This is a genomic window from Rhodoferax sp. BLA1, from assembly GCF_013416775.1.
GTDB lineage: Bacteria > Pseudomonadota > Gammaproteobacteria > Burkholderiales > Burkholderiaceae_C > Rhodoferax.
Genome location: NZ_SZVI01000013.1, coordinates 534,558 through 558,536, shown reverse-complemented (window position 1 = coordinate 558,536; position 23,979 = coordinate 534,558). Strand labels below are relative to the sequence as shown.

Annotated in this window: 21 protein-coding genes; 12 read left to right on the top strand and 9 right to left on the bottom strand. The window is 60.8% G+C overall.

From position 1 onward, the window contains the following. The 6 genes from grxC to FDG13_RS18010 all read left to right on the top strand — a co-directional run bounded on the left by grxC (window position 1) and on the right by FDG13_RS18010 (window position 4,223). Complete coding sequence (grxC, locus tag FDG13_RS18035; protein ID WP_180131634.1) at window positions 1–258, top strand: glutaredoxin 3; 258 nt, start codon at window positions 1–3, stop codon at window positions 256–258. 69 nt (window positions 259–327) lie between these two features. Further along, window positions 328–780 (top strand): protein-export chaperone SecB, encoded by a 453-nt coding sequence (secB, locus tag FDG13_RS18030; RefSeq protein WP_180131630.1) that lies wholly within the window; start codon window positions 328–330, stop codon window positions 778–780. A 50-nt stretch (window positions 781–830) separates the two neighbouring features. Continuing rightward, window positions 831–1,853: an NAD(P)H-dependent glycerol-3-phosphate dehydrogenase gene (locus FDG13_RS18025; RefSeq protein ID WP_180131626.1), complete on the top strand. Its 1,023-nt coding sequence runs from the start codon at window positions 831–833 to the stop codon at window positions 1,851–1,853. A gap of 21 nt (window positions 1,854–1,874) precedes the next feature. Next, window positions 1,875–2,753, top strand: a complete 879-nt coding sequence (gene nadC / locus FDG13_RS18020; protein WP_180131623.1) for a carboxylating nicotinate-nucleotide diphosphorylase — start codon at window positions 1,875–1,877, stop codon at window positions 2,751–2,753. 40 nt (window positions 2,754–2,793) lie between these two features. After that, window positions 2,794–3,927, top strand: a complete 1,134-nt coding sequence (nadA, locus tag FDG13_RS18015; RefSeq protein ID WP_180131620.1) for a quinolinate synthase NadA — start codon at window positions 2,794–2,796, stop codon at window positions 3,925–3,927. Between the two features lie 47 nt (window positions 3,928–3,974). After that, window positions 3,975–4,223 (top strand): DUF3297 family protein, encoded by a 249-nt coding sequence (locus tag FDG13_RS18010; RefSeq protein WP_180131617.1) that lies wholly within the window; start codon window positions 3,975–3,977, stop codon window positions 4,221–4,223. A 130-nt stretch (window positions 4,224–4,353) separates the two neighbouring features. Here FDG13_RS18010 and panC read toward each other — a convergent pair whose 3' ends face one another. The 5 genes from panC to FDG13_RS17985 all read right to left on the bottom strand — a co-directional run bounded on the left by panC (window position 4,354) and on the right by FDG13_RS17985 (window position 9,024). Further along, entirely contained in the window at window positions 4,354–5,202 is an 849-nt protein-coding gene (gene panC / locus FDG13_RS18005; protein WP_180131614.1) for a pantoate--beta-alanine ligase, read from the bottom strand. Window positions 5,203–5,312: 110 nt separating this feature from the next. Then, the gene (gene panB / locus FDG13_RS18000; protein ID WP_180131611.1) at window positions 5,313–6,212 is read right to left on the bottom strand and encodes a 3-methyl-2-oxobutanoate hydroxymethyltransferase; all 900 of its coding nucleotides are present in this window, start codon (window positions 6,210–6,212) and stop codon (window positions 5,313–5,315) included. Between the two features lie 58 nt (window positions 6,213–6,270). Further along, window positions 6,271–7,875 carry an L-aspartate oxidase gene (gene nadB, locus FDG13_RS17995; protein WP_180131608.1) on the bottom strand — a complete coding sequence of 535 codons (1,605 nt, stop codon included), beginning with the start codon at window positions 7,873–7,875 and terminating at the stop codon, window positions 6,271–6,273. A 20-nt stretch (window positions 7,876–7,895) separates the two neighbouring features. After that, window positions 7,896–8,744: a ScpA family protein gene (locus FDG13_RS17990; RefSeq protein WP_180131605.1), complete on the bottom strand. Its 849-nt coding sequence runs from the start codon at window positions 8,742–8,744 to the stop codon at window positions 7,896–7,898. A gap of 73 nt (window positions 8,745–8,817) precedes the next feature. Further along, on the bottom strand, window positions 8,818–9,024 hold the full coding sequence (locus FDG13_RS17985) for a DUF3460 family protein (protein WP_180131601.1): 207 nt from the start codon (window positions 9,022–9,024) through the stop codon (window positions 8,818–8,820). A 131-nt stretch (window positions 9,025–9,155) separates the two neighbouring features. On the opposite strand from FDG13_RS17985, the gene hyfB reads away from it, so the two are divergent. The 6 genes from hyfB to FDG13_RS17955 are packed head-to-tail and all read left to right on the top strand — an operon-like array spanning window position 9,156 to window position 16,356. Continuing rightward, window positions 9,156–11,180, top strand: coding sequence for a hydrogenase 4 subunit B (gene hyfB / locus FDG13_RS17980; RefSeq protein ID WP_180131598.1), 2,025 nt, complete (start codon window positions 9,156–9,158; stop codon window positions 11,178–11,180). Then, on the top strand, window positions 11,177–12,127 hold the full coding sequence (locus FDG13_RS17975; protein ID WP_180131594.1) for a respiratory chain complex I subunit 1 family protein: 951 nt from the start codon (window positions 11,177–11,179) through the stop codon (window positions 12,125–12,127). The genes hyfB and FDG13_RS17975 overlap by 4 nt, the downstream gene beginning before the upstream one ends. After that, window positions 12,124–12,783: a formate hydrogenlyase gene (locus FDG13_RS17970; RefSeq protein WP_180131591.1), complete on the top strand. Its 660-nt coding sequence runs from the start codon at window positions 12,124–12,126 to the stop codon at window positions 12,781–12,783. The genes FDG13_RS17975 and FDG13_RS17970 overlap by 4 nt, the downstream gene beginning before the upstream one ends. Before the next feature lie 7 nt (window positions 12,784–12,790). Next, on the top strand, window positions 12,791–14,245 hold the full coding sequence (locus tag FDG13_RS17965; RefSeq protein WP_180131586.1) for a hydrogenase 4 subunit F: 1,455 nt from the start codon (window positions 12,791–12,793) through the stop codon (window positions 14,243–14,245). Window positions 14,246–14,249: 4 nt separating this feature from the next. Beyond that, entirely contained in the window at window positions 14,250–15,827 is a 1,578-nt protein-coding gene (locus FDG13_RS17960) for an NADH-quinone oxidoreductase subunit C (RefSeq protein WP_180131582.1), read from the top strand. Window positions 15,828–15,837: 10 nt separating this feature from the next. Further along, on the top strand, window positions 15,838–16,356 hold the full coding sequence (locus FDG13_RS17955; protein WP_218942786.1) for an NADH-quinone oxidoreductase subunit B family protein: 519 nt from the start codon (window positions 15,838–15,840) through the stop codon (window positions 16,354–16,356). A 90-nt stretch (window positions 16,357–16,446) separates the two neighbouring features. Here FDG13_RS17955 and FDG13_RS17950 read toward each other — a convergent pair whose 3' ends face one another. The 4 genes from FDG13_RS17950 to FDG13_RS17935 form a co-directional block, all read right to left on the bottom strand. Continuing rightward, window positions 16,447–17,256, bottom strand: a complete 810-nt coding sequence (locus tag FDG13_RS17950) for a hypothetical protein (RefSeq protein ID WP_180131579.1) — start codon at window positions 17,254–17,256, stop codon at window positions 16,447–16,449. Window positions 17,257–17,456: 200 nt separating this feature from the next. Beyond that, the gene (gene gor / locus FDG13_RS17945) at window positions 17,457–18,833 is read right to left on the bottom strand and encodes a glutathione-disulfide reductase (protein WP_180131576.1); all 1,377 of its coding nucleotides are present in this window, start codon (window positions 18,831–18,833) and stop codon (window positions 17,457–17,459) included. Between the two features lie 78 nt (window positions 18,834–18,911). Then, window positions 18,912–19,913 (bottom strand): HD domain-containing phosphohydrolase, encoded by a 1,002-nt coding sequence (locus tag FDG13_RS17940; RefSeq protein ID WP_180131571.1) that lies wholly within the window; start codon window positions 19,911–19,913, stop codon window positions 18,912–18,914. Next, window positions 19,913–23,977: a PAS domain-containing protein gene (locus FDG13_RS17935; protein ID WP_180131568.1), complete on the bottom strand. Its 4,065-nt coding sequence runs from the start codon at window positions 23,975–23,977 to the stop codon at window positions 19,913–19,915. Before FDG13_RS17935 ends, FDG13_RS17940 begins: the two co-directional genes overlap by 1 nt. Between the last annotated feature and the right edge of the window lie 2 nt (window positions 23,978–23,979).

Sequence of the window (23,979 nt, the reverse complement as noted above, 5' to 3'; positions counted from 1 at the left end):
ATGCAAGCTGTCAAGATGTACACCACGGCCGTCTGCCCCTACTGCATACGTGCCAAACAACTGCTCAAGTCGCGTGGCGTCGAACAGATCGACGAAATCCGCATTGACCTGGATCTGCAACAACGCGACCAGATGATGAGCCTCACTGGTCGGCGCACCGTGCCACAGATTTTCATCGGCAGCACCCATGTTGGTGGCTGTGATGACCTGGTGGCACTCGACGCACGCGGTGGCCTGTTGCCACTGCTGCAGTCCTGAACTTTTTTTCTTGCGCCCGGGCGTCGCAAACGCCGGGTGCCCTCCTGATTTACCAACCAAGAGAACCTTATGTCCGATACCCCCAATCCCGTTTTCCAGATTCAGCGCGTTTACCTGAAGGAAGCCTCTCTGGAGCAGCCCAATTCACCTGCCATCCTGCTTGAGCAGGAACAGCCCACGGTGGACATCCAGTTGGGTGTGAACGCCTCGACCGTGGCCGACGGTGTGTATGAAGTGGTGGTGACAGCCACCGTGCAGACCAAGATCAAAGACCGCACCGTGTTCCTGGTGGAAGCCTCGCAAGCCGGCATTTTCGAGATCCGCAACCTGCCGCCCGAACAGATGGGCCCGATCATGGGCATCGCCTGCCCGCAAATCGTCTACCCGTATTTGCGCAGCAATGTGTCTGACCTGATCCAGCGCGGCGGTTTCCCGCCGGTGCACCTGTCGGAAATCAACTTCCAGGCCATGTTCGAGCAACAACAGGCGGCGCAGACCGAAGAGACCCCTGCGGTTCAGTAAATTATTGATCGTATTGGCCTGCAGCCCTTGAATCACTTGCCTCAGTAGCTATGAAAATAATGGTTCTGGGTGCCGGTGCATGGGGCACAGCGTTGGCCAGCAGTGCGGCGTCACACGGCGCCGGTCACCAGGTCAGCTTGTGGGCGCGTGATGCCGGCCAGGTGTTGGCGCTGCAGCAGCAGCGTGCTAACCAGCGTTACCTGCCCGGTGTGGCCTTGGCGCCCGCGCTGCAATTCAGTGCCGCGCCCGAGGCCGAACTGCCCGCTCTGGCCAACACCTGTGACTTGGTGGTGGTCGCCACCCCGATGGCGGCTTTGCGACAGATGGTGCAGGCGCTGCGCAACTGCCGTGTGCCCGTGGCCTGGTTGTGCAAAGGTTTTGAGGCCCCAGTTTCGGAACCTTTTGGGCTGCTGGCCCATGAAATACAAGGGAGTATTGCTCCTGAAATGCAAGCGGGTGTGCTCAGTGGCCCCAGCTTCGCGCTCGAAGTGGCGCGTGGCCAGCCAACCGCCCTGGTGGCGGCCAGCGCCCATGACGTCGTGCGCCAGGCGCTGGTGGCAGCGTTTCACACTTCGGCGCTGCGGGTTTATGCCAATGACGACATCGTCGGCGTCGAGGTCGGTGGCGCGGTGAAAAACGTGTTGGCGATTGCCACCGGCCTGTGTGATGGCCTGAACCTGGGCCTGAATGCCCGTGCCGCCCTGATTACACGGGGCCTGGCCGAGATGACGCGCCTGGGTGTCGCCCTGGGCGCCCGTGCCGAGACCTTCATGGGTTTGAGCGGCCTGGGTGACCTGGTGCTGACCGCGACCGGTGACCTGTCGCGCAACCGTCAGGTGGGTCTGGCGCTGGCGCAAGGGCAGAGCTTGCAGCAGGCCACCGGTGCCCTGGGCCATGTGGCCGAAGGGGTTTACAGTGCTCGCACCGTGGTGCAGCGCGCCGCCCATCTGGGGGTGGACATGCCGATTGCCCAGGCAGTGGTCGATTTGCTGGACGGACGCATGACACCGCGCCAGTCTGTCGCGCGTTTGATGGGGCGTGAGCCCACCACCGAACTGGCGGCTTTGGTTTAGAAGAATACGCAGGAGGATCTGATGGCAGCTTATTTTGATTTTTCCGCCGAGGCCGTGGCGGCGCTGGCGCAGGCCGATGTGGCACGGGCTCTGCTCGAAGATGTCGGTGACGCCGACCTCACCGCCGGTCTGGTCGACCCCACACGCCTGGCCCGGGCCACCGTGGTGGCGCGTGAGTCTGCGGTGATTTGTGGCGCGCCCTGGGTGGAGCGGGCATTCCGAGAACTCGACCCGACGGTTGAACTGACCTGGCACATCGGTGAAGGCCACCGCGCCGCAGCCGATCAGGTGGTGCTGGAGGTGCATGGGCAGGCGCGTGCTTTGTTGACCGCCGAGCGCACCGCGCTCAATTTCCTGCAATTGCTCAGCGCAGTCGCCACCAAAACCGCGAACTTTGTGCAGGCGGTGCGTGAGGTGCCTGGCGCCCGCACCAACATCGTGGACACCCGCAAAACCCTGCCGGGCCTGCGCCTGGCGCAGAAGTACGCGGTGCACATGGGTGGCGGTGTGAACCACCGGTTGGGCCTGTATGACGCGGTGCTGATCAAGGAAAACCACATCGCCGCTGCCGGTGGCGTACGCGCCGTTCTGGCGCGTGCTGCCGAGGTGGCACCGCAGGCCCGCTTTGTCGAGATCGAGGTTGAAAACCTGGAGCAGCTCAAGGAAGCGCTGGACGCCGGTGCCACCATGATCCTGCTTGACAACATGGGCCTGATGCACCTGCACGAGGCGGTGCGCATCACCGCCGGACGTGCGGTGCTCGAGGTGTCGGGAGGTGTCAATCTGTCGAGCGTTTGCGCGATTGCCTCCACCGGTGTCGACCGCATCTCGATTGGCGCCCTGACGAAAAACGTCAAGGCCGTCGATTTTTCGATGCGATTTGCCGACGACCCGCTCTGAAATTGGCGGGAAAACTCATATTCTTGAATCTGGAGTCACCATGACTGACAGCGCCCTGGCCATCAAGGCGGTGGATTACGAACAGCCGGACAACTCGCCCGCCGGTGGCGCGGTGTGCGCCACCAAACACGCCTGGGCGCGCGTGCCGGTCGAGCCCAGCGCGGCCGAGCGTGCCGCGCTCAAGGACAAGATCCGCCGTCTGCTCAAGGAAAAAAACGCGGTGATGGTGTCCCACTACTACGTGCACCCGGACCTGCAGGACCTGGCCGAGGAAACCGGCGGCATCGTCAGCGACTCGCTCGAGATGGCGCGGTTTGGCCGCGACCATGCGGCCACCACGCTGGTGGTGTCGGGCGTGCGCTTCATGGGAGAAACCTCCAAGATTTTGTCGCCCGAGAAACGCGTGCTGATGCCCGATCTGGACGCCACCTGCTCGCTTGACCTGGGCTGCCCAGTCGACGAGTTTTCAGCCTTTTGCGACGCCCACCCGGACCGCATCGTGGTGGTCTATGCCAACACCAGCGCGGCGGTCAAGGCGCGTTCGGACTGGCTGGTGACCTCCAGCTGTGCGCTCGACATTGTCAAAGCCCTTAAAGAGCAGGGCCAGAAAATCCTGTGGGCGCCAGACCGGCACCTGGGGGGTTACATCCAGCGCGAAACAGGCGCCGACATGGTGATGTGGGGCGGCTCCTGCATCGTGCATGACGAGTTCAAGGCCTTTGAGCTCGAAGAACTGATGCATGAACACCCCGGTGCCAAGCTGTTGGTGCACCCTGAGTCACCGGCTGCGGTGGTGGCGCTGGCGGATGCGGTGGGTTCCACCTCTGGCATTCTGAACGCCGCACGCGAGATGGACGCCAAGGAGTTCATCGTCGCCACCGACAACGGCATGATGCACAAGTTACGCACGCTGAACCCCGGCAAGACCTTTTTAGAGGCGCCCACCGCCGGCAACAGCGCCACCTGCAAAAGCTGCGCGCACTGCCCTTGGATGGCGATGAACGGCCTGGCGGACGTGGCGCGGGTGCTGGAAACCGGCGCCAACGAGGTCCATGTGGATCCGGCGCTGGGCTTGCGCGCCCGTGTGCCGATTGACCGAATGCTGGCCTTCACCGCCGCCCTCAAACAAGGCCCTGTGCCTGGAAGCCTGGTAGCCCATATCGGTGCTGCCTGAGTTGCTACTTTATTGATAACGACCGCTGGTCTATTAAAAACCGAACCATGAACGACACCACCCAACGCCCGGAACTGCCTGACCACCTCGCCATCGACGCCCGCAGCCCGTTTTACAACGCCGCCGTGTTTCAACACGACATCGGCATCCGCTTCAACGGCAAGGAACGCACCGATGTGGAGGAATACTGCATCAGCGAAGGCTGGGTCAAAGTGCCTGCTGGCAAAACCCGCGACCGCCACGGTAAGCCGCTGCTGATCAAGGTCAAAGGCACGGTCGAGGCGTATTACAGCTAGGCTTCCAAGCCGCGGGGCCAGCACAGGTCCATTCCGTTTCCAAATCGTTCGTGTCTAGGCGCTGAGTCGAAGGCCATGTTTTGACACGACGAGGCGGCGCAACAACGACGCAGGCGATTGGGACGCGCAATCAGATTTCTAGGTTGTCGATCAGTCGTGTGTTGCCCACACGTGCAGCCGCCAGCAGCACCAGGCCGGCGTTGGCCAGCAGAGGGGGCAGCTCGGTCGCTGAGGGTGTTTGCAGGTTGTTGCGCTGGCGCACGGTCAGGTAGTCCGGTTTCCAGCCGCGTGTCTTGAGCGCGTGTATGGCCTGGGCTTCCAGCGCAGGCAGATCGGTTTGACCGCCACGCAGGGCCTCGGCCATGGTCTTGAGCGCCAGTGACAGTTGTACCGCTTCCTGGCGCTCAGTCGGGCTCAGGTAGTTGTTGCGGGACGACAGTGCCAGACCATCGGCGGCGCGCAGTGTCTCGCCGCCAATCACCTCGATGGGCAGGGCAAACTGCTGCACCATGCGCCGGATCACCATCAGCTGCTGGTAGTCTTTTTTGCCAAACAGTGCGACCCGTGGGCCGACGATGGCAAACAGTTTCATCACCACGGTGCAGACGCCGCCAAAAAAACCGGGCCGGAAATGCCCTTCGAGCATGTTGGCCAGCTCGGTGGGGGGCTGCACGGTGAAACCCTGTGGCTCCGGGTACAGCTCTTTTTCGCTGGGCGCAAACAAGACATCACAACCGGCTTCGGCCAACGCGTGGCAATCGGCCTCCAGCGTGCGTGGGTAGGTGTCAAAGTCCTCGTGCGGCAGAAACTGCAGGCGGTTGACAAAAATGCTGGTCACCATCACGTCACCGAGTGGTTTGGCCTGGCGCACCAGCGCCAGGTGGCCGTCGTGCAAATTGCCCATGGTGGGCACAAAGGTTGGGTGCCGGAAGGTCGACAGGTGCTCACGCAGCTCGGTGATGGTGTGTATGGTTTTCATAGTGAAAGGTTGAGGCGGCACAAGGGCTAGCGGCTGATTTTCTGCAAAACTTGGAGAGATCTACGGGCCCGGCAGTGGCCAGCGCCCGTGCTTGAATCCGCTGCCGGTGGTTACCAGGCGTGCAGGGTGTTGTCCGGGAAGCTGCCGTTTTTGACGGCTTGTACATAAGCTGTGATGGCTTCCTTGATGCCGTGCTGGCCCGGGATGCCTGGCAACTCGGCCATGAAATTGCGCACAAACTTGGGGTTCTTGCCCAGGTTCAGGCCCAGCATGTCGTGCAACACCAGCACCTGGCCGGCGGTGTCCTTGCCCGCACCGATGCCGATGGTGGCGCAGTGGCTCAGTTCGGTGGTGAGCTCGGCCGACAGCGCGGCGGGCACCATTTCCAGCACCAGCAGGGTGGCGCCAGCGTCTTGTAATTCATGGGCATGGCGTTTGAGCAGCGCGGCCGAAGCTTCGCTTTTGCCCTGCACCCGGTAACCACCGAGCGCATGCACGGTCTGCGGTGTCAGGCCCAGGTGCGCGCACACTGGGATGCCACGGTCCACCAGGAAGCGCACCGTATCGGCGGTCCAGCCACCACCTTCCAACTTGACCATGTGGGCGCCAGCCTGCATCAGCACCGCCGCACTGCGCAGCGCCTGTTCTTTGGACTCGTGGTAGGTGCCGAAGGGCAGGTCGCTGATGATCCAGGCGGTGCCTTGCACCCGGCGCACGCCCCGGGTGACACATTCGGTGTGGTAACGCATGGTTTCCAGTGACACGCCCACGGTGCTGGACAGGCCCTGGCAGACCATGCCAAGGGAGTCACCGACCAGGATGCACTCGACACCCGCTGCATCGGCCACCGCCGCAAAGGTGGCGTCGTAGGCGGTGAGCATGACAATTTTTTCGCCGCGGGCGTGCATCTCCAGCAGGCGCGGCAGGCTCACCGGTTTGCGGGTTGCCGGGCTGCTGGCCGGAGGCAGCGTGCCGTAAGGACTGGCATTCTGGGTGGTGGAATCGGTCATGTGGGTGTCTCCCCAAAAAAAGTGGCGCGAGTCTAACGCAGACGAAAAACGATCTGACTCAGCGTTGTGGGCTCAGGATGGTGGGCAGCGCCTCAGGCAGCAGATCCGGGTAATCGCGGCTGAAATGCAGGCCCCGGCTCTCGTGGCGGGCCTGTGCCGAGCGCACGATCAGGTCGGCCACCAGCACCAGGTTGCGTAATTCCAGCAGGTCACGGGTGACGTGGAAGTTGGCGTAGAACTCCTGGATTTCGCCTTTGAGCAGCTCAATGCGGTGGGCGGCGCGCTCGAGCCGTTTGTTGGTGCGCACAATGCCCACGTAGTCCCACATGAAACGACGCAGCTCGTCCCAGTTGTGTGAGATCACCACCGCCTCATCGGCGTCACCGACCCGGCTCTCGTCCCAGACCGGCAGAGGGCCAATGGCCTGGGTGGGCGACTGGACGATGTCGGTGGTGGTGGCCTGGGCAAACACCATACATTCAACCAGCGAGTTGCTGGCCAGTCGGTTGGCGCCGTGTAAGCCACTGCAGGCGGCTTCACCGACGGCATACAGACCCGGGATGTCGGTGCGGCCATGCAAATCGGCCAACACACCGCCACAGGTGAAGTGGGCCGAGGGCACCACGGGAATAGGCTGTTTGGCGATGTCGATGCCCAGCTCCAGGCAGCGCGCATAGATGTTGGGAAAGTGCTCCAACAGGAAGGTTTTGGGCTGGTGCGAGATGTCGAGGTAGACGCAGTCAAAACCGCCTTTTTTCATCTCGAAGTCAATCGCGCGGGCCACCACGTCACGCGGCGCCAGTTCCAGGCGCGGGTCATGGTTTTGCATGAAGCGGGTGCCGTCGGGCAACAACAGGCGGCCACCTTCACCCCGCACCGCTTCGCTGATCAGGAAGGATTTGGCATGCGGGTGGTACAGCGCAGTTGGGTGGAACTGGATGAATTCCATGTTCTGCACCCGGCAACCGGCACGCCAGGCGGCAGCGATGCCGTCGCCGGTGGAGGTGTCGGGGTTGGTGGTGTAGAGGTAGACCTTGCCCGCGCCGCCTGTGGCCAGGATAGTTTGTGGTGCCTGGAAGGTGAGGACCTCGTCGCTCTCGCTGTCGAGTGCGTACAGGCCAACACAGCGTTTGTCGGCCTGGCCGAGTTTGTCGGTGGTGATCAGGTCGACCAGGGTGTGCTGTTCAAACAGCGTGATATTGGGTGTTTTTTTGACTGCCTCGATCAGGGTGCTTTGTACCGCCGCACCGGTGGCGTCGGTCACATGCACGATGCGCCGGGCGCTGTGGCCACCTTCGCGGGTCAGGTGCAGGTGGCCGTCTTCCTGCGAAAACGGTACACCCATGGTTTGCAACCAGGCAATCGCCTTGGGGGCGTTTTCCACCACAAAACGGGTGGCGTCGGGGTCACACAGACCGGCACCGGCAATCTGGGTGTCCTGGATGTGGGCCTCAAAACTGTCGTCCTTGTTCCAGACCGCCGCAATGCCACCTTGCGCCCAACCGCTGGAGCCCTCCATCACCGCACGTTTGGTGATCACCGCCACCTTTTTGGTGGGAGCCAGCAGCAGGGCGGCACTCAGCCCCGCCAGGCCGCTGCCTACGATCAAAACATCGAATACCAGAGGAGGACGTGGGGTGGATTTGACAGGGCGTGCGTTCATGGTGTGGACAGTGTGTGGTTTCAGGTCGGGGTGTAGGCCAGGCGCACATAAATCGGCGCAAAGGCCTCAGCCTGGGTGATTTCAATGAGGGTTTCCTTGGCGAGTTCGAGCAGCGCGATGAAGGTCACCACCAGCACTGGCGCGCCTTTGTCGGGGTTGAACAGGTCTTCAAATTCAACAAAACGGTGGCCTTGGAGGCGCTTGAGCACCTGGCTCATGTGTTCACGCACTGATAACTCTTCACGCGTGATTCTGTGGTGCTGCACCAGCCGGGCGCGTTGCAGGATGGCGGCCCAGGCTTCCTGAAGCTCCTGCACACTCACATCGGCAAAGCGGGGCTGCAGCGAGCGTTCGATGTAGGCCTGCGCCACATGGAAGTCGCGCCCGAACTGCGGTATCGCATTGAGGTTGGCAGCGGCCAGTTTGATCTGTTCATATTCGAGCAGGCGGCGCACCAGCTCGGCGCGCGGGTCTTCGGCCTCCTGGCCCTGCGCCACCGGTTTGGGTGGCAGCAACATGCGCGACTTGATCTCGATCAGCATGGCCGCCATCAGCAGGTACTCGGCGGCCAACTCCAGGTTGCGCTGGCGGATTTCATCCACATACAGCATGTACTGGCGTGTCAGTCCCGCCATCGGGATGTCGAGGATGTTGAAGTTCTGGCGCCGGATCAGGTACAGCAGCAGGTCCAGCGGGCCCTCAAAGGCTTCCAGGAAAACCTCCAGCGCGTCGGGCGGGATGTAGAGGTCCTGCGGCAAGGAGAACAGCGGCTCACCATACAGGCGCGCCACCGCCACCTGGTCCACCACCGTGGGCATGTCTGCGGTGGTGGCGGATGCTGAACTGACCGGCGCTGCCGATGCAACCATTGCGCGGATAAATCGCTATTTGTTAAATAGCTGAAGACGCTTGTGAGATAAGGGCTACAGGCCAAAAAGCCTGTTATTCACCGGCGCTTTGGTAAACGTAGGGCTGCTGCGCCACTCTGGCCTCACGGAACTGAGCGGCGGCGTCACGGTCCACTGCCTTGTCCCACAACAGGCTACGTCCCTGGCGCTGGCCTTGCACGATGGCCGGGTTGTTGGCCTTGAGCGTCTTGAGGAACTGCGTGATTTCGGATTCGTACTTGGGGCGGTAGAAAAGGTTCATGGTGTGAGGTCTCGTTGCGGCATTTTAGCCCGGCACGACTATTGTGCGCCCGCCAGCTTGCGGGCGGCTAACACCCAAAAGGGCGGGTGTAATATCCGAGGCCTCCCCCTCTTCACATTTGTTGCCGCTACATGAACAGTTTTGCCCCGGCCACCACTTGGATCCATCTGGATTGGGTGTTGCTGGTTGTGGTGGTCTGGTTGTTGATCGGTGTAGCGGGTATTGCGGCGCTGCGGCGTTTTCGGATTGTCTCGACGCTGCTGTTTCCGCTGGGCGCTGTGGCCTCGGTGGGCCTGATGGCGGTGGCGTTGAGTGCCGCCTTTGCCAGCACCGAGACGGTCGTGCTGCCGCTGGGATTGCCTCAATTACCTTTCCATCTGCGCCTGGACAGCCTGTCAGCTTTTTTCCTGTTGCTCATCGGTGGCGTGTCGGCCGGGGTGTCGACCTTTGCTGCGGGGTATTTTCGCCAGGGGGAGGGCACACCGCCGGGGCTGTTGTGCCTGGAATACCACGTGTTTCTGGCCAGCATGGTGATGGTGGTGCTGGCCGACGATGCCTATGTGTTCATGGTGATGTGGGAGACCATGGCGTTTTCCTCCTTCTTTCTGGTACTGGCTAACCACCGTATTCCCGAAATCCGCAGCGCCGGTTACCTCTACATGCTGGTGGCGCATGTCGGGGCGCTGGGCATCTTGCTGTGTTTTGGGGTGCTGCAGGCCAACACCGGTGACTACACCTTTGCCAACATGCGGGCCCAGGCGTTGAGCCCGTTCTGGGCCTCGGTGGCGTTCTGCCTGGCGGTGTTTGGTTTTGGCGCCAAGGCCGGGTTATTGCCCTTACACGCCTGGCTGCCCGAGGCGCACCCGGCGGCGCCCTCGCCGGTGTCGGCACTGATGAGTGGGGTGATGCTCAAGATTGCCCTCTATGGCATCTTGCGGGTGTCATTTGACCTGCTGCCAACCCGCCTCTGGTGGTGGGGTGTGATGCTGATGGGCCTGGGCCTGGCCACTGCGCTGTTTGGTGTGGTGTTCTCCACGGTGCAGGTTGAAATGAAGCGCCTGCTGGCTTATTCCAGCATTGAAAACATTGGGCTGATGGCCGCCGGTATCGGGCTGGCGCTGTTGTTTTCCAGCTACCACATGCAGGCGCTGTCGGCGCTGGCGCTCACTGCGGCGCTGTACCACATGCTCAGCCATGCGTTTTTCAAGGGCCTGCTGTTTTGCAGCACCGGTGCGGTGTTACACGCCACCGGTGAGCGCAGCCTGGGCAAGCTTGGTGGCCTGATACGTTATATGCCCTGGGTGGCCTGGCCCACCTTGGTGGGGGTGCTGGCCTGTGCGGGCTTGCCGCCGTTTGGTGGGTTTGTGGCCGAGTGGTTGCTGCTGCAAAGTTTCTTGTTCACCACCGGGCTTCCGGGCTCGTTCCTGGACATGCTGGTGCCGGTGATGGCGGCACTGATTGCGTTGATTGCGGCGCTCTCAGGCTTCACCATGGTCAAGTATTTTGGGGTGGTTTTTTTGGGCCAGCCGCGCGAGGCCAAGCTGGCCCAGGCGCATGACGCCGGGCGCTGGGAGCGGCTGGGCATGTTGTGGTTGGTGGCCGGTTGTGTGCTGCTGGGTTTGTTTCCGAACCAGGTGATTGCGCTGATGGACCCGGTGACGCGCAGCCTGGTGGGCGCCGGGCTGGCGCAGATGGTGGCCAACAGCAGCTGGTTGTTGGTGCCGGTGACGGTGGAGCGGGCCAGTTATGCACCGGTGATTTTCCTGCTGGGTGTGGTGCTGAGTTTTGGCCTGGCCTTTGTGCTGGTGCGCCGTCTCTACCACGGCCGCCTGCGCCGGGTGCCGCCCTGGGACTGCGGCCACCCCTGGCAGACCGCCCGTATGCAGGATAGCGCTGAGGGCTTTGGCCAGCCGATCCGGCAAATCTTTGACCCGTTTTTCCGCATCACAAAACACTTGCCGAGTGCTTTTGATGCCCAGCCGAGTTACCAAGTCAAGGTGGAAGACCCACTGTGGCATGTTTTGTACCTGCCGTTGGCGCGGGCGGTGGCCTGGTTGTCCAAGCTGGTGGGGGTGTTGCAGCAGGGGCGCATTGCGGTGTACCTGATGTACAGCTTTGTTACCCTGATTGTGGTGTTGCTGGTGGTGAGACGATGAGTGCACTTGGGGCTTTTTCACAGTTGCTGGCCCTGGTGGTCGCCTTGTTGCTGGCGCCTTTGCTCACTGGCTGGATCAACCAGTGGCGCCACTGGCTGCAGAACAAGTCGGCACCGAGCCTGCTGCAGCCCTACATGAACCTGCACAAACTCTTCAACAAAGAGTCCTTGATGGCAGAACACGCCTCGCCGCTGTACCGCTTTGCGCCTTATGTGGTGTTTGGCTGTATGTTGCTGGCCAGCGCCATCATTCCAACGCTGTCCACCGACTTGCCGCTGTCACCGGCAGCCGACGCGATTGCGCTGGTGGGCCTGTTTGCGCTGGCGCGGGTGTTTATCTCGCTGGCGGCGATGGATGTGGGCACAGCCTTTGGCACGCTCGGTGCGCGTCGCGAGATGCTGGTGGGTTTTCTGGCCGAACCGGCTTTGCTGATGGTGCTGTTTTGTGCCTCGATGATCACCGGTTCCACCTCGCTGACCACCATTGTCGAGACGCTGGCGCACCGGGAGCTGGCGATTTACCCGAGCCTGTTGTTGGCCGGTGTGGCGTTCACCATGGTGTCGCTCGCGGAAAACGCCCGGGTGCCGGTCGACAACCCCGACACCCACCTGGAACTGACCATGATCCACGAGGCGATGATCCTAGAGTATTCAGCACGTCACCTGGCCCTGCTGGAGTGGGCCGCCAGCCTGAAGCTGTTTGCTTACTCCTGCATCGGGCTGGCGCTGTTTTTTCCCTGGGGTGTGGCCGAGGCCAACGCGCCGCTGGCCCTGCTGCTGGCCTTGCCGGTGCTGGTGTTCAAGCTGGCGCTGGGCGGCATGTTGATGGCGATGATTGAGACCGCGAGTGCCAAGATGCGTATCTTCCGGGTGCCGGAGTTTCTGGGCACCGCTTTCCTGATGGCGGTGATTGGCCTGTTGGTGAACGTGTTGCTGGGGGGCAAATGAGCCATTTTGTGCCCCAGCTGATCAACCTGTTGGCGACGCTGATCCTGCTGCTCTCGTTTGCGATGATCGCCCAGCGGCGCATTGTGTCGTTGATCAACCTGTTCATGATCCAGGGTGCTGCGCTGGCGGCGGCGTCCTTTTTGCTGGCTTATGTCACCCAGCACCCCGATCTGTACATCTCTGGCCTGCTCACGTTGGTGCTCAAGGTGGTGTTCATCCCGTGGATGCTGCACCGTGTGATCCGCAAGCTTAATGTGCGCTGGGACGTGGAGACCCTCATCAACATCCCGACCACCATGCTGGTGGGTATCGGGCTGGTGATTTTTGCCTTCAGCCTGGCTTTGCCGATCTCGCGCCTGTCGGACTCTGTGGCCGGTGGCGCGCTGGGCATTGCGCTGGCCTGTGTGATGTTGTCGTTCATGATGATGATCACCCGCTCCAAGGCGATCCCGCAGGTGATCGGCTTTTTGTCGATGGAAAACGGTTTGCTGTTTGCCGCCACCACCGTCACCAGCGGTATGCCGATGATTGTGGAATTTGGCATTGCGCTCGACGTGCTGGTGGGCGTGCTGATCCTGGGGGTGTTCATGTTCCAGATCCGCGAGAAGTTCGACAGCCTGGACATCCGCAAGCTCGAAACCCTCAAGGAAGACTGAACCTGATATGAACGCCTTGAGTTTTGTTCTGGGGATTCCGCTGCTGGGTGGCCTGGTGCTGGCGCTGGTGGGGCACCAGCCCCGTGCGCGTGATGTCAATGTGGGCTTTAGCCTGTGGACCTTTCTGGCCTGCTGTGTGATGACCTACGAGGTGATTGAGGGCGGGCCGCAGTTTCTCTGGGCCAAACAGTTCTACATCGACCCGCTCAACGTGTTTCTGGTGACCCTGACCGCTTTTGTCAGCCTGACCACGGCGATTTTTTCGCGTCCCTACATGCGGGTTGAACAGGACCACGGCAAGATGACACCCAAACGCATGCGCCTGTACCACAGCATGTACCAGCTGTTTGGTTTCACCATGCTGCTGGGTCTGACCACCAACAACCTTGGCATCATCTGGGTCGCGATGGAGGCCGCCACACTCACCACGGTGCTGCTGGTCAGCGTCTACCGCACCCCGGCCAGCCTGGAGGCGGCCTGGAAGTACTTCATTTTGTGTGGTGTCGGTATTGCGCAGGCGCTGTTTGGCACGATCCTGGTCTACATGGCAGCAGACAAGGTGCTGGGTTCGGAACACGCCACCCTGCTGTGGACCAATCTCTCCGACATCAAGGGCCAGCTTGACCCGACCATCATGTCGCTGGCCTTTGTGTTTCTGCTGATTGGTTACGGCACCAAGATCGGCCTGGTGCCGCTACACAGCTGGCTGCCCGATGCCCATGCCGAGGGTCCAACACCGGTGTCGGCGGTTCTGTCAGGCTTGCTGCTCAATGTGGCGATGTACGCGGTGCTGCGCTGCAAGGTGTTAACCGACGGCGCGCTGGGCACCCAGATGGCGGGCCAGCTGATGATGGGGTTTGGCCTGCTGTCGGTGGTGGTGGCGGCGTTTTTTATCTCTCGCCAGAAAGACGTCAAGCGTATGTTTTCGTACTCCAGCATCGAACACATGGGCCTGATCACCTTTGCCTTTGGCATGGGCGGGCCGGTGGCCAGTTTTGCCGGGCTGTTGCACATGACGGTGCACTCGCTCGTGAAGTCCGCGATCTTTTTCACCGTGGGCCACGCCACACAAAAAGCCGGCACCCAGACCATGAGCGAAATTCGTGGCCTGATCAAGGTCAACCCGACCGTGGGCTGGGGCCTGATGCTGGGGGTGATGGCGATTTTGGGCATGCCGCCATTTGGGGTGTTTGCCAGCGAGTTTCTGATTTTGACCACCGCCATGCGCGAGCAGCCCTGGGCCACACCGTTCCTGTTTTTGGCGCTGGGCGTGGCGTTTGCCTCAATGCTGATCCGGGTGTTGCCGATGGTGTTTGGTGACACCAGCCTGAAGCGGCTGGCTCACCCGCCGGCGCTGGTGCCGGTGTTTGTGCACCTGGCCTTGGGCTTGGTGCTGGGCCTGTACATCCCGCCTTACCTCAACGGCTGGTATGTGGCCGCCGCACGCATGATGGGAGGTTAACGCCATGAAGATCCCCGGCCTGGATGTTGAATTTGCCAATCTGCCCGCACCGGTGCCGGTGTGGTTTGGCCAGGTCACGTCGGCGCAGTGGGTCACAGCAGCCACCGCAGTGCGTGAGCACGGTGGCCGACTGGTGGCGCTGTGGGCGTCTGGTGCTATATTTTCAGAAGCTGTTAGCCCAGGTGGTACAAGGGCTAAAGCCATATTTGTTGCTTATGTCACGCTGGAAGGCCTGTTTTGGCTGGAGCTGGCGCTGGAAGCTGACGCCCGCTACCCGGACCTGTCGGCGCTGTTCCCGGCTGCCTCACGTATGCAGCGTGCCGCCGCTGACCTATCCGGTGTGGTTGCTGATGGTGCGGCAGACCAGCGGCCCTGGCTCAACCACGGTGCCTGGGCGGCTGATCACCACCCGCTGTTACAAGACCCGGTACATCTGCCCGCACCCGCGCCGGGTGCCTTGCAGGATTACCCGTTTGTCCGGGTGGAAGGTGATGGTGTGCACGAGATTGCCGTGGGTCCGGTACACGCGGGCATCATCGAGCCGGGCCACTTCCGCTTCTCGGTGGTGGGTGAAAAGGTTTTGCGTCTGGAACAGCGCCTGGGTTACACCCACAAAGGCATCGAGCAACGCATGACCCAGCTGCCCGCGCTGCAGGCCTACCGGCTGGCGGGCCGGGTCTCGGGTGACAGCACCGTGGCCTACGCCTGGGCTTATTGCATGGCGCTGGAGTCGATTTGCCACACCCAGATCACACCGCGCGCCGCCTGGTTGCGCGCGCTGCTGCTGGAGTGTGAACGTGTTGCCAACCACCTCGGCGACCTGGGTGCCTTGGGCAACGATGTGGCCTTTGCTTTTGCCCTGGCACAGTTCTCCCGTCTGCGTGAAGACTGGTTGCGCGCTTGCAAAACCGCTTTTGGCCACCGACTGATGATGGACTGTGTGGTGCCCGGTGGTGTGAAAGCCGACATCAACGCTGCGGCTCAGGCCCAGCTTCTGATCTGTTGTGACGCGGTCTTGAACGATGTGAAAAAGCTGTATGACGTGTTTGAAGCCCACGCCGGGTTGCAGGACCGTTTCATCAATACCGGCCGGGTGCGCCCCGAGCTGGCCGCACAGCTGGGGCTGACCGGTCTGGCCGGCCGTGCCAGCGCCCAGGCCTGGGACCTGCGTTGTGACCACCCGTTTGTGCCCTATGACCAGCTGCGCGTGGTGATGGGTGGCCACACACGCGGTGATGTGGGCGCCCGTGCCCTGGTGCGTTTTCAGGAGCTGTTGGAGTCGATCCGCCTGATCGAACGCATCTTGCGTGAGAAACCCGAGGGCCCAGTGGCAAGCGATGTGGTCTTGCCCGCGCAAGCCTCGCGTGGGCTAGGTTGGGTCGAAGGCTGGCGTGGCGAGATTGTGGTGGCGCTGGAACTTGAGGGCGCCGATTTGGGCCATAGCATCAGCCGCTGCCACCTGCATGACCCATCCTGGCAAAACTGGCCGGTGCTGGAGCACGCCGTTTTGAAAGACATCGTGGCCGACTTCCCGCTCATCAACAAGTCCTTCAACCTGAGTTATTCGGGGCAAGACTTATGAGGAGCAGCACATGATCTGGAAAGTCGTCCGTCAGATCGCCCGGGTTGGCATCCCGACCGAGCCCGCGCCCGATATTGGTGAACAAAACCAGGCCGAGGCCTCGCGTATTCAGGCCGAGTTGCTCTCTATTTTGGGTGATGCGCTGACCATCCGTGAAGTGGATGCGGGTTCCTGCAACGGCTGTGAGATGGAGATCAACGCGCTGGGAAACCCCTACTACAACATCGGTGGCCTGGGCATCAAATTTGTAGCCAGTCCGCGCCACGCCGACATGCTGCTGGTCACCGGACCGGTGTCGCGCAACATGGAAATGGCCTTAAAACGCACCTATGAGGCCACGCCTGAGCCCAAGCTGGTGGTGGCCGTGGGTGACTGCGCCTGTAACGGCGGCATGTTTGGTGAAAGTTACGCCACCTGCGGCCGGGTCGACAAGGTGATCCCAGTCGATGTCACCGTGCCAGGCTGCCCACCCGAGCCCGTGGATATTTTGCGTGGCATTCTGCAGGCGCTGCGGCGGCGGGTGGCATAGGCGGGTGGTTTGCAGCGGGTTGATTTCAAGGCGACAGTGGATGCCAAACCCATGAAAAGCGATGGCAACTTACTTGTCACCAGCAGTGGATCAGATCAGCGCATATGAGAGCGAGGAGGCTCGGTCATTCCAGCCGAATGGGACGAGATTCGGGATCAACCGCCGCTCAGGCACCCACAATTGTGAGCCCTGGAAGTTGATGTGCTCGTGCAGCACCGCAAACGAGCGCTGTGGTCGGACATAGGCCCACACTTCACTCTGGTTCTGGATTGATGACACCCGGTCGTTGATGTTCTGGCACCACCAAAGGAAGCAGAAAACGCGGCGGAAATCGGCAACATTGCCTTGTCCCGGGTTGTGGCTCGGGTAACCCGTTGTTCCGGCATAAAAGTCCCACTTCGAACCGCCATAGTTGATGTGTTCAAACAGGAAAACGGCACCACCGACCAGGTCGGCGACTTGCTGAGGTGTTGACCCGGTGTTCAACGAAAAACTACCCCGCGCCTTGACTTTCTGTTTTCCTGGCGCGTCAGCAACATAGGCCATCGCCTTCTCGGGTACCGAGAAGACCGGCAGAACATCGCCCGCACCCGCTGCATCATCAATGACATAGATGAGTGGTTTGCCATCAAAATCTTTGACCGACTCAGGCGCTGCAGATTTGCCGTTGAGCTTGATCGGTAGGCTGGGGATTTGATGGATGCAATACTTGGGGTCGTCCTCTGGCAGCGCAGCACCGGGCGCCACCCCCTCAAGCTGTCCACGGCCAACACCCACACCAGCCACAAAAGCAGCGCCGATCAGCGCCAACTCATCCCGATTCAGTGACTCGCAGCCGTTCGGGCAAGTACCACTGACAGGTGAAAACAATCCACTCGACGCACTGTTTGGCTGGCTCATGATGTCTCCTTGGGTGGGTTGTGCAAAAGCCCTGCACGAGGCGGTAACGGGAAGAAAATGCAACCGTGCTAATACAAGTATCCACCTTTAACCACCAGCAAAGCTACCTCTTTTGTCTGCAAAAACGTTGAAATTGTTGATGTCAAAGGTTTTGATGCTGATGTGATTGCCCCTGTGACAACACTCACCCTGGGCGCGGGTTATGCCTGTCTTTTCTTGACCGTCTTGTCGCGCAGCGTGACAAACTCTTCCGCCGCTGATGGGTGCAAGGCCACGGTGGCGTCAAAGTCGGCTTTGCTGGCCCCCATGTGAATGGCAATCGCCAGGCCCTGGATGATCTCGGGCGCATCGGCCCCCACCATGTGGGCGCCCAGCACACGCTGGCTGGCACTGTCCACCACCAGTTTGACCAGGGTGCGTTCCTCCGACCCCGACAGCGTGTGGCGCAGGCTGCGAAAGCTGCTGCTGTAAATATCGACTTCGCCATATTGCTTGAGCGCCTGGGCTTCAGTCAGCCCAACGGTGCCGATGGGTGGTTGGCTGAACACGGCAGAGGGCACGGTGGTCAGGTCGGCTTGCACAGGCTGCGGGCCAAACAAGGTGTTGGCCAGTGCCGCACCTTCGCGTATGGCCACCGGCGTGAGCGCAATGCGGTTGGTCACATCCCCCACCGCGTGCACACTGGGCACGTTGGTGTGGCCAAAGGCATCCACCTTGACGCCGCCTTTGTTGTCCAGCGCCACACTTAGCTCGGCCAGGCCCAAACCCTGCGTGTTGGGCACCCGACCGGTGGCGTACAACACCGCGTCGACCAGCAGGGGCGAGGCCTGCGCATCCACCAGCCTGACAGACAAGCTGCCGTCCGCCAGTTTCTGAATCTGCGCCACGTCCTGGTTCAGCAGAATGGTGATGCCTTTCTTGACCATCTCGGCTTGCAGGTGTGTTGCCACCTCGTCATCAAAACCGCGCAAGATGTGTTGGCCCCGATAACACAGGGTAACGTGTGCTCCCAGGCCGTTGAGGATGCCTGCAAATTCCACGGCGATGTAACCACCACCCACAATCAGCACCCGTTTGGGCAACTGCGGCAAGTCAAACACCTCGTTGGAGGTGATGGCGTACTCGATCTCAGGCAGGTTTGGCACATAAGGCGTGCCACCGGTGGCAATCAGGATGTGTTCGGCGCGGATGTGCTGGCCATTTACCTCCACGGTATGTGGATCCAGCAGACGGGCGCTGCCGTGCAAAACCGTCACCTTGGAGCCCAGCAGATTGTTTTCGTAAATGCCGCTCAGGCGGGTTATCTCTTTGTCTTTGGCCGCAATCAGTTGCGGCCAGGAAAACTCGGCAGGTGGCACGCTCCAGCCGAAACCCTTAGCATCGGCAAAGTTTTCGGCAAAGTGGGCGGCGTACACCAGCAGTTTTTTAGGCACACAGCCCCGGATGACACAGGTGCCACCGTAACGAAAACCTTCGGCTATCGCCACCCGCGCGCCCAGACCCGCGGCGACGCGCGCAGCACGCACCCCTCCCGAGCCGCCGCCGATGACAAAAAGCTCGTAGTCGTATGAAGTCATGTGGGTTCCGTGGGTTGGAGCGGGTGGTTCAAAAGCTTGGGGAAAAGCGGCCAGATCTCATCCAGGTGGGTGAGCGCGTCAGTGGTGGATACCCAGCTGTTCTTTGAGGTCCCAGTCGGCCCGGATGTGGGCAATGCAATCCAGCACCGAATCAAATGCCCGCACCACGGCCGGATCAAAATGGCTGCCCGAACTCTCCCGGATGGTCGCAATCACCTTGTCTTGCGGCCAGGCCTCCTTGTAGGGGCGTTTCATCGTCAAGGCATCAAACACATCGGCCAAAGCCACCACACGGGCCGACACCGGGATCTCCTCACCTTTCAAATTGTCCGGGTACCCGCTGCCGTCCCAGCGTTCATGGTGGTGCAAGGCGATGTCTGCCGCCATCTGAAACACCGGCTCATCACTCTTGGACAAAATGTTGTAGCCGATGCGGGAGTGGGTTTTCATTTGCGTCCACTCGGCGGCATCCAGTTTGCCGGGTTTCTTGAGGATGGCGTGCGGGATACCAATCTTGCCGGTGTCGTGCATGGGGGCTGCCAGTTCAATCAGCTCGCATTGCTCTTTGTTGAGGCCATAGGCCGAGGCGATCAGCCCGGCATAGGCGGCCATGCGCCAGATGTGCACACCAGTGTCGGTATCGTTGAAATGGCCAGCCTCTCCCAGCATGTGGATGGCGTCGCGGTGGCTCTTGTCGAGTCTGCTGGCCCGGACCAATGACAAATGGGTGTTCACCCGCGCCCTCAAGATGGGCCTGGAAATCGGTTTGACGATGTAGTCGACACCGCCGCTGGCGAAACCCTCTTCCTCATGACCGGCGTCTGCCAGGCCCGAGATAAAAATCACTGGAATGGCCTCGGTGCGTGGGTCGGCCTTGAGCTGGCGGCACACCGCATACCCGTTCATGTCCGGCATTTGAATGTCCAGCAGGATCAGGGACGGCAGGTGTTTGATGGCAGCGGCCAACGCCTCCGTGCCATTGCGGACAAACAGCAGGCTGTAGTCGTCACTCAATGCCGCCTCCATCACCGCCAGATTGAGCGGCTCGTCATCCACCATCAGTATCGGGTTTGTCGTCATCAGGGTTCCTGTGTCAGAGCATTCAACTGCACTTGCAGTTCGCGGGTGGCGGCTTCACCCGCCCGGAAATCATAGTTGTCCAAAGCGGTCTGTACCTGGCTCAGGCGAGTGCTGGGCACCAAGCTGACCAACTCGGCCAGAGTGAGCCGCACGTCCTTGACGCTGTCGCTGCGCCAGGCGTCCAGCAGCCGGGCGAGCAAGCTACGAATGGCGCCTGTATCTTCAGGCCGGGCGTCTGGCGCAACAGACAGAACCTCATCGGGCGCAAAACGGCCAATGCTCGCCAACACGGTGTCCATCGCTGCCTGCAGAGTGGTTAAACCATCGGCCTGACCCTGTCCAGCGCGAATGGTCGCTTCCAGCGCACCTGCTTTTGCCGCCACATCCAGCAGTGCCATGTTGGCAGCCGCTCCTTTGAGCTTGTGTAACAACGCTGCGGCTTGCTCTGCATCCAAGGCTGCCAATTGGGCAAGCACATCGGCGTATTTGCTGGCAAACAGGCGCAAGAAGCGTTTGTAGGTGGCGACATCGCGCCAGATCGCCAAACCTCTGGCCAGTGCGATGCCCGGCAGCTCCTTGTCCTGGTTTTCTTGCAGGGGGCGTGTGACAGCGTCCTCGGCTTCAACCGGCACCACCACATGCCCCGTGAGTTTGACAATCAGCGCAATGGCAGCTTCCACGTCAAAAGGTTTTGAGATAAAGCTGGTCATGCCCGCTTCACGCGCCAGTTCTTGCTGATCGCGAAACGCACCCGCCGTCAAGGCCACTATCGGCAATTCAGACAAAGCGGGTATGCGGCGAATCTGCCGGGTGGCTGTGTAACCGTTGAGTACCGGCATCTGGACATCCATCAACACCAGGTCGACGGCATGGGTGTTGTTTTGCAACCAGTCCACGGCCTCCTGGCCATCGTTGGCCAAACTCACCAGCGCACCTTCACTGGCAAAAATGCGTTGGGCCACCTCCCGATTGATGTCGCTGTCATCTACCACCAAGATGCGCAGGCCCGCCAGACGCGGCTGGCTTTGGACGGGGATCTGCGCTTCACCACCGCGACGCACCCGCATGGCACGTGTGACGGCGTCATAGAGCGAGGAGGGGGTCACCGGTTTGCTCAAGATCGCATCAGCCAGCTTGGCCTGCGGGTGGCCAAGCAGTTCGTCGTTGGCGTAGGCGGTGACCAATATGACAATCGGGTCAGCGTGCCCGGACTGGCCCTCGCGGATGGCCTGGGCGGTTTCCAACCCGTCTTTGCCCGGCATCTTGAAGTCCAGCAGCAACACCTCTTCCGACCCCTTCAAGGGGGGTCTTGACTTCAGGTGGTGGATCAGGTCGTCGCCAGACTCAAAGCTGCTGGCGCGCCAACCCAACCCATCCGCAATGGTTTGCAGGGCTGCCCGCGCAATTGCGTTGTCGTCGGCAATCACCACCGACAGGTGCGCCATGTCCGGCGTGGCCACCAGCGCATCCTGGATGCGCTGAAACGTCAGCTCAAACCAGAACTCACTGCCGCTGCCCAGCACACTGGTCACTTTCAACTCACCCCCCATGGCTTGCACCAGGCGCCGACTGATGGTCAGCCCCAGGCCGGTGCCACCGAACTGGCGGCTGATGGAGCCGTCCGCCTGTGAAAACTCCGCAAAAATCTCCTGTTGTTGCTCAGGGGCAATACCAATCCCAGAGTCACTGACGCCAAAACGCAAGCAGATGCTGTTTTCGGTTTCGTGCAATTTGCTGATGCTCAGCGCAACATGACCATGCGCTGTGAATTTGATGGCGTTGCCCGTCAGATTGATCAGCACTTGCTCCAGTCGCAACGAATCACCAATGAGCTGGCTGGTGCCGATGGGGGTGGGCGCAATGATGACCTCCAGATCCTTGTCTCGCGCGTTGGTCGACATGATGCTGGCCAGGTTGTTGAGGATGTCTCCCAGCCGGAACGGGGCTGACTGCAGGTTCAGCTTGCCCGATTCGATTTTCGAGAAGTCCAGCACATCGTTGAGCATGCCCATCAGCGAGGTGCTGGACTGGCGTATCTTGTGCACCAGGTCGCTGGCGTCGCCTGGCAGGTTCATATTCTTTTCCAGCAGGTACGACAGCCCCAGTATCGCGTTCATGGGGGTGCGCAGCTCATGGCTCACATTGGCAATGAAAGCACTTTTGGCCAGGGTGGCGGCCTTGGCCGCATGCATGGCTTTGTCCAGCGTTTGTTCGGCCAGTTTGTGGGCTGAAATGTCGGTGTAGGTCACCAGCGTCCAGTGGTTGGACATCGGTTCACTGCAAACCTCAAGGAAGACACCGTTGGCCTGTTGCCGCTCAAACTTGACGATCTGCTGGGTGGAGATTGAATGTGTGATGAAGGCCAGCATCTCGTCAAGCGACTGATCCGCGTAGTCTCCACGGGCATGGTTGAACGCGATCATGTCGCTGAAGTTGGCCTGCTCACGGTCAAGAAAGTCAGCCGGGTAGTCCAGGAGGCGGGCAACTCGGCTGTTTTTGAGCCGGATCCGGCGTGTCTCGTCCAGCACAACCACACCATAGGGCAGGGTTTCGACCACTTCTTGGAGCAGGTTGTTCAAGGTTTTGATCTGGTGGGTCTGGGCCTTGTGCTCGGTGTTGTCAACCATTGAACTGCGGGTATACAAGGGCTCACCGTTCGGCCCCCTGACCAAGTTAGCGTCGACCAGAACAGGGCGGACGAACCCATCCTTGTGGATAAAACTCAATTCGAGATTTCTGATATGCCCTGACTCAAGGAAACGCGGGTAGTTTTCTTTGAAGCTCTGCACACTTTCGGGCGTCATGAATTCATGCAACTGATGCCCAATGAACTCCTCTTCGGTGTAGCCCAACAATTTCAGTTCGGTCTGGTTAACGCGCAGGACCACCCCCTCGGGTGACAGCGAGTGGTAACCACAGGGCGCCTGGTCATACAGATCAAGAACCTCTCGTGTGCGTTCAGCCACCTTGGATTCAAGGTCTTCATTGAGTCGCTTGAGGTCCTCTTTCGCGGCGATCAGGCCATCATGCAGCCGCTTGCGTTCGGTGATGTCGTGGCCCAACCCCAACACCCCGATGACTTGGCCGTCGGCATTACAAACCGGGGTTTTGGTGGTTTCCAGCAACTCCCGGTGACCGTCAGAGGCGAAAGTGACCCATTCTTCGTTGGTACAGGGAACACCTTTTTGCATGGCCCGCTGGTCGTTTTTGCGGAAAAAGTCGGCCAGCTCTTTGTCCACAAAATCGTAGTCGGTCTTGCCAACAATGTGCGCCTCGGGCGCGCCAAAAAGCTGCTCAAAGCGCGAGTTGCACGACAGGTAGGCGCCTGTTGTGTCCTTGAGCCAGACCAGGTCTGGCATCGCCTGGAAAAGTGCGCGCATGCGCAGCTCGCTGGTGACCAGCCGATGCTCCGCCTGTTTGCGCTCGGTGATGTCGCGTGAGATGCCAAACAGCCCGATCACCAAGCCATCTGCATCGCGCAGCGGGCCCTTGATCACCAGGAAGGTCCTCTCGCCGATGGTGGTGGTGACCGTTTCTTCGAAGCTGATTGCCCGATCTTCGGCCATCACCCGCTGGTCGTTGGCGCGGATCATGGCTGCCTGGTTTGGGAACAAGGCCGCATCGTCTTGGCCCAAGGCTTTGTCGGTGGTCTGGCCGAGCAAACGCGCTGTTTCCTGGTTGAACAGCAGGTAACGCCCTTCGGTGTCTTTGGCATAAATGGCGTCTGAGGAGCTTTCGACAATGTTGTCCAACAAACGCCGAATGGCTGCGCGGTCTTTTTGAACCGTCAACTCGCGCTCAGAGACCTCTTGTGCCCGAATCTGCATTCGTCGGATCAAGCCGTACAGCAGCAGGGTGGTGACCGCCACAAACAGCCATCCCTTGGCAATGCTGACGCGGCTGATCAGCACCGGGTCGCTGATCAGCCAGCTCACCAGGTTGTCGGACGCGAGTATCCAGAAGCTGGCAAACGCCGCATAAATCAGGATGATCCGCTTGGCGGCCGAGGCGGAGTAACTGGCGTTCTCCACAGGCATTGGCAACTGGGTGGCAGGCTTTGACATGC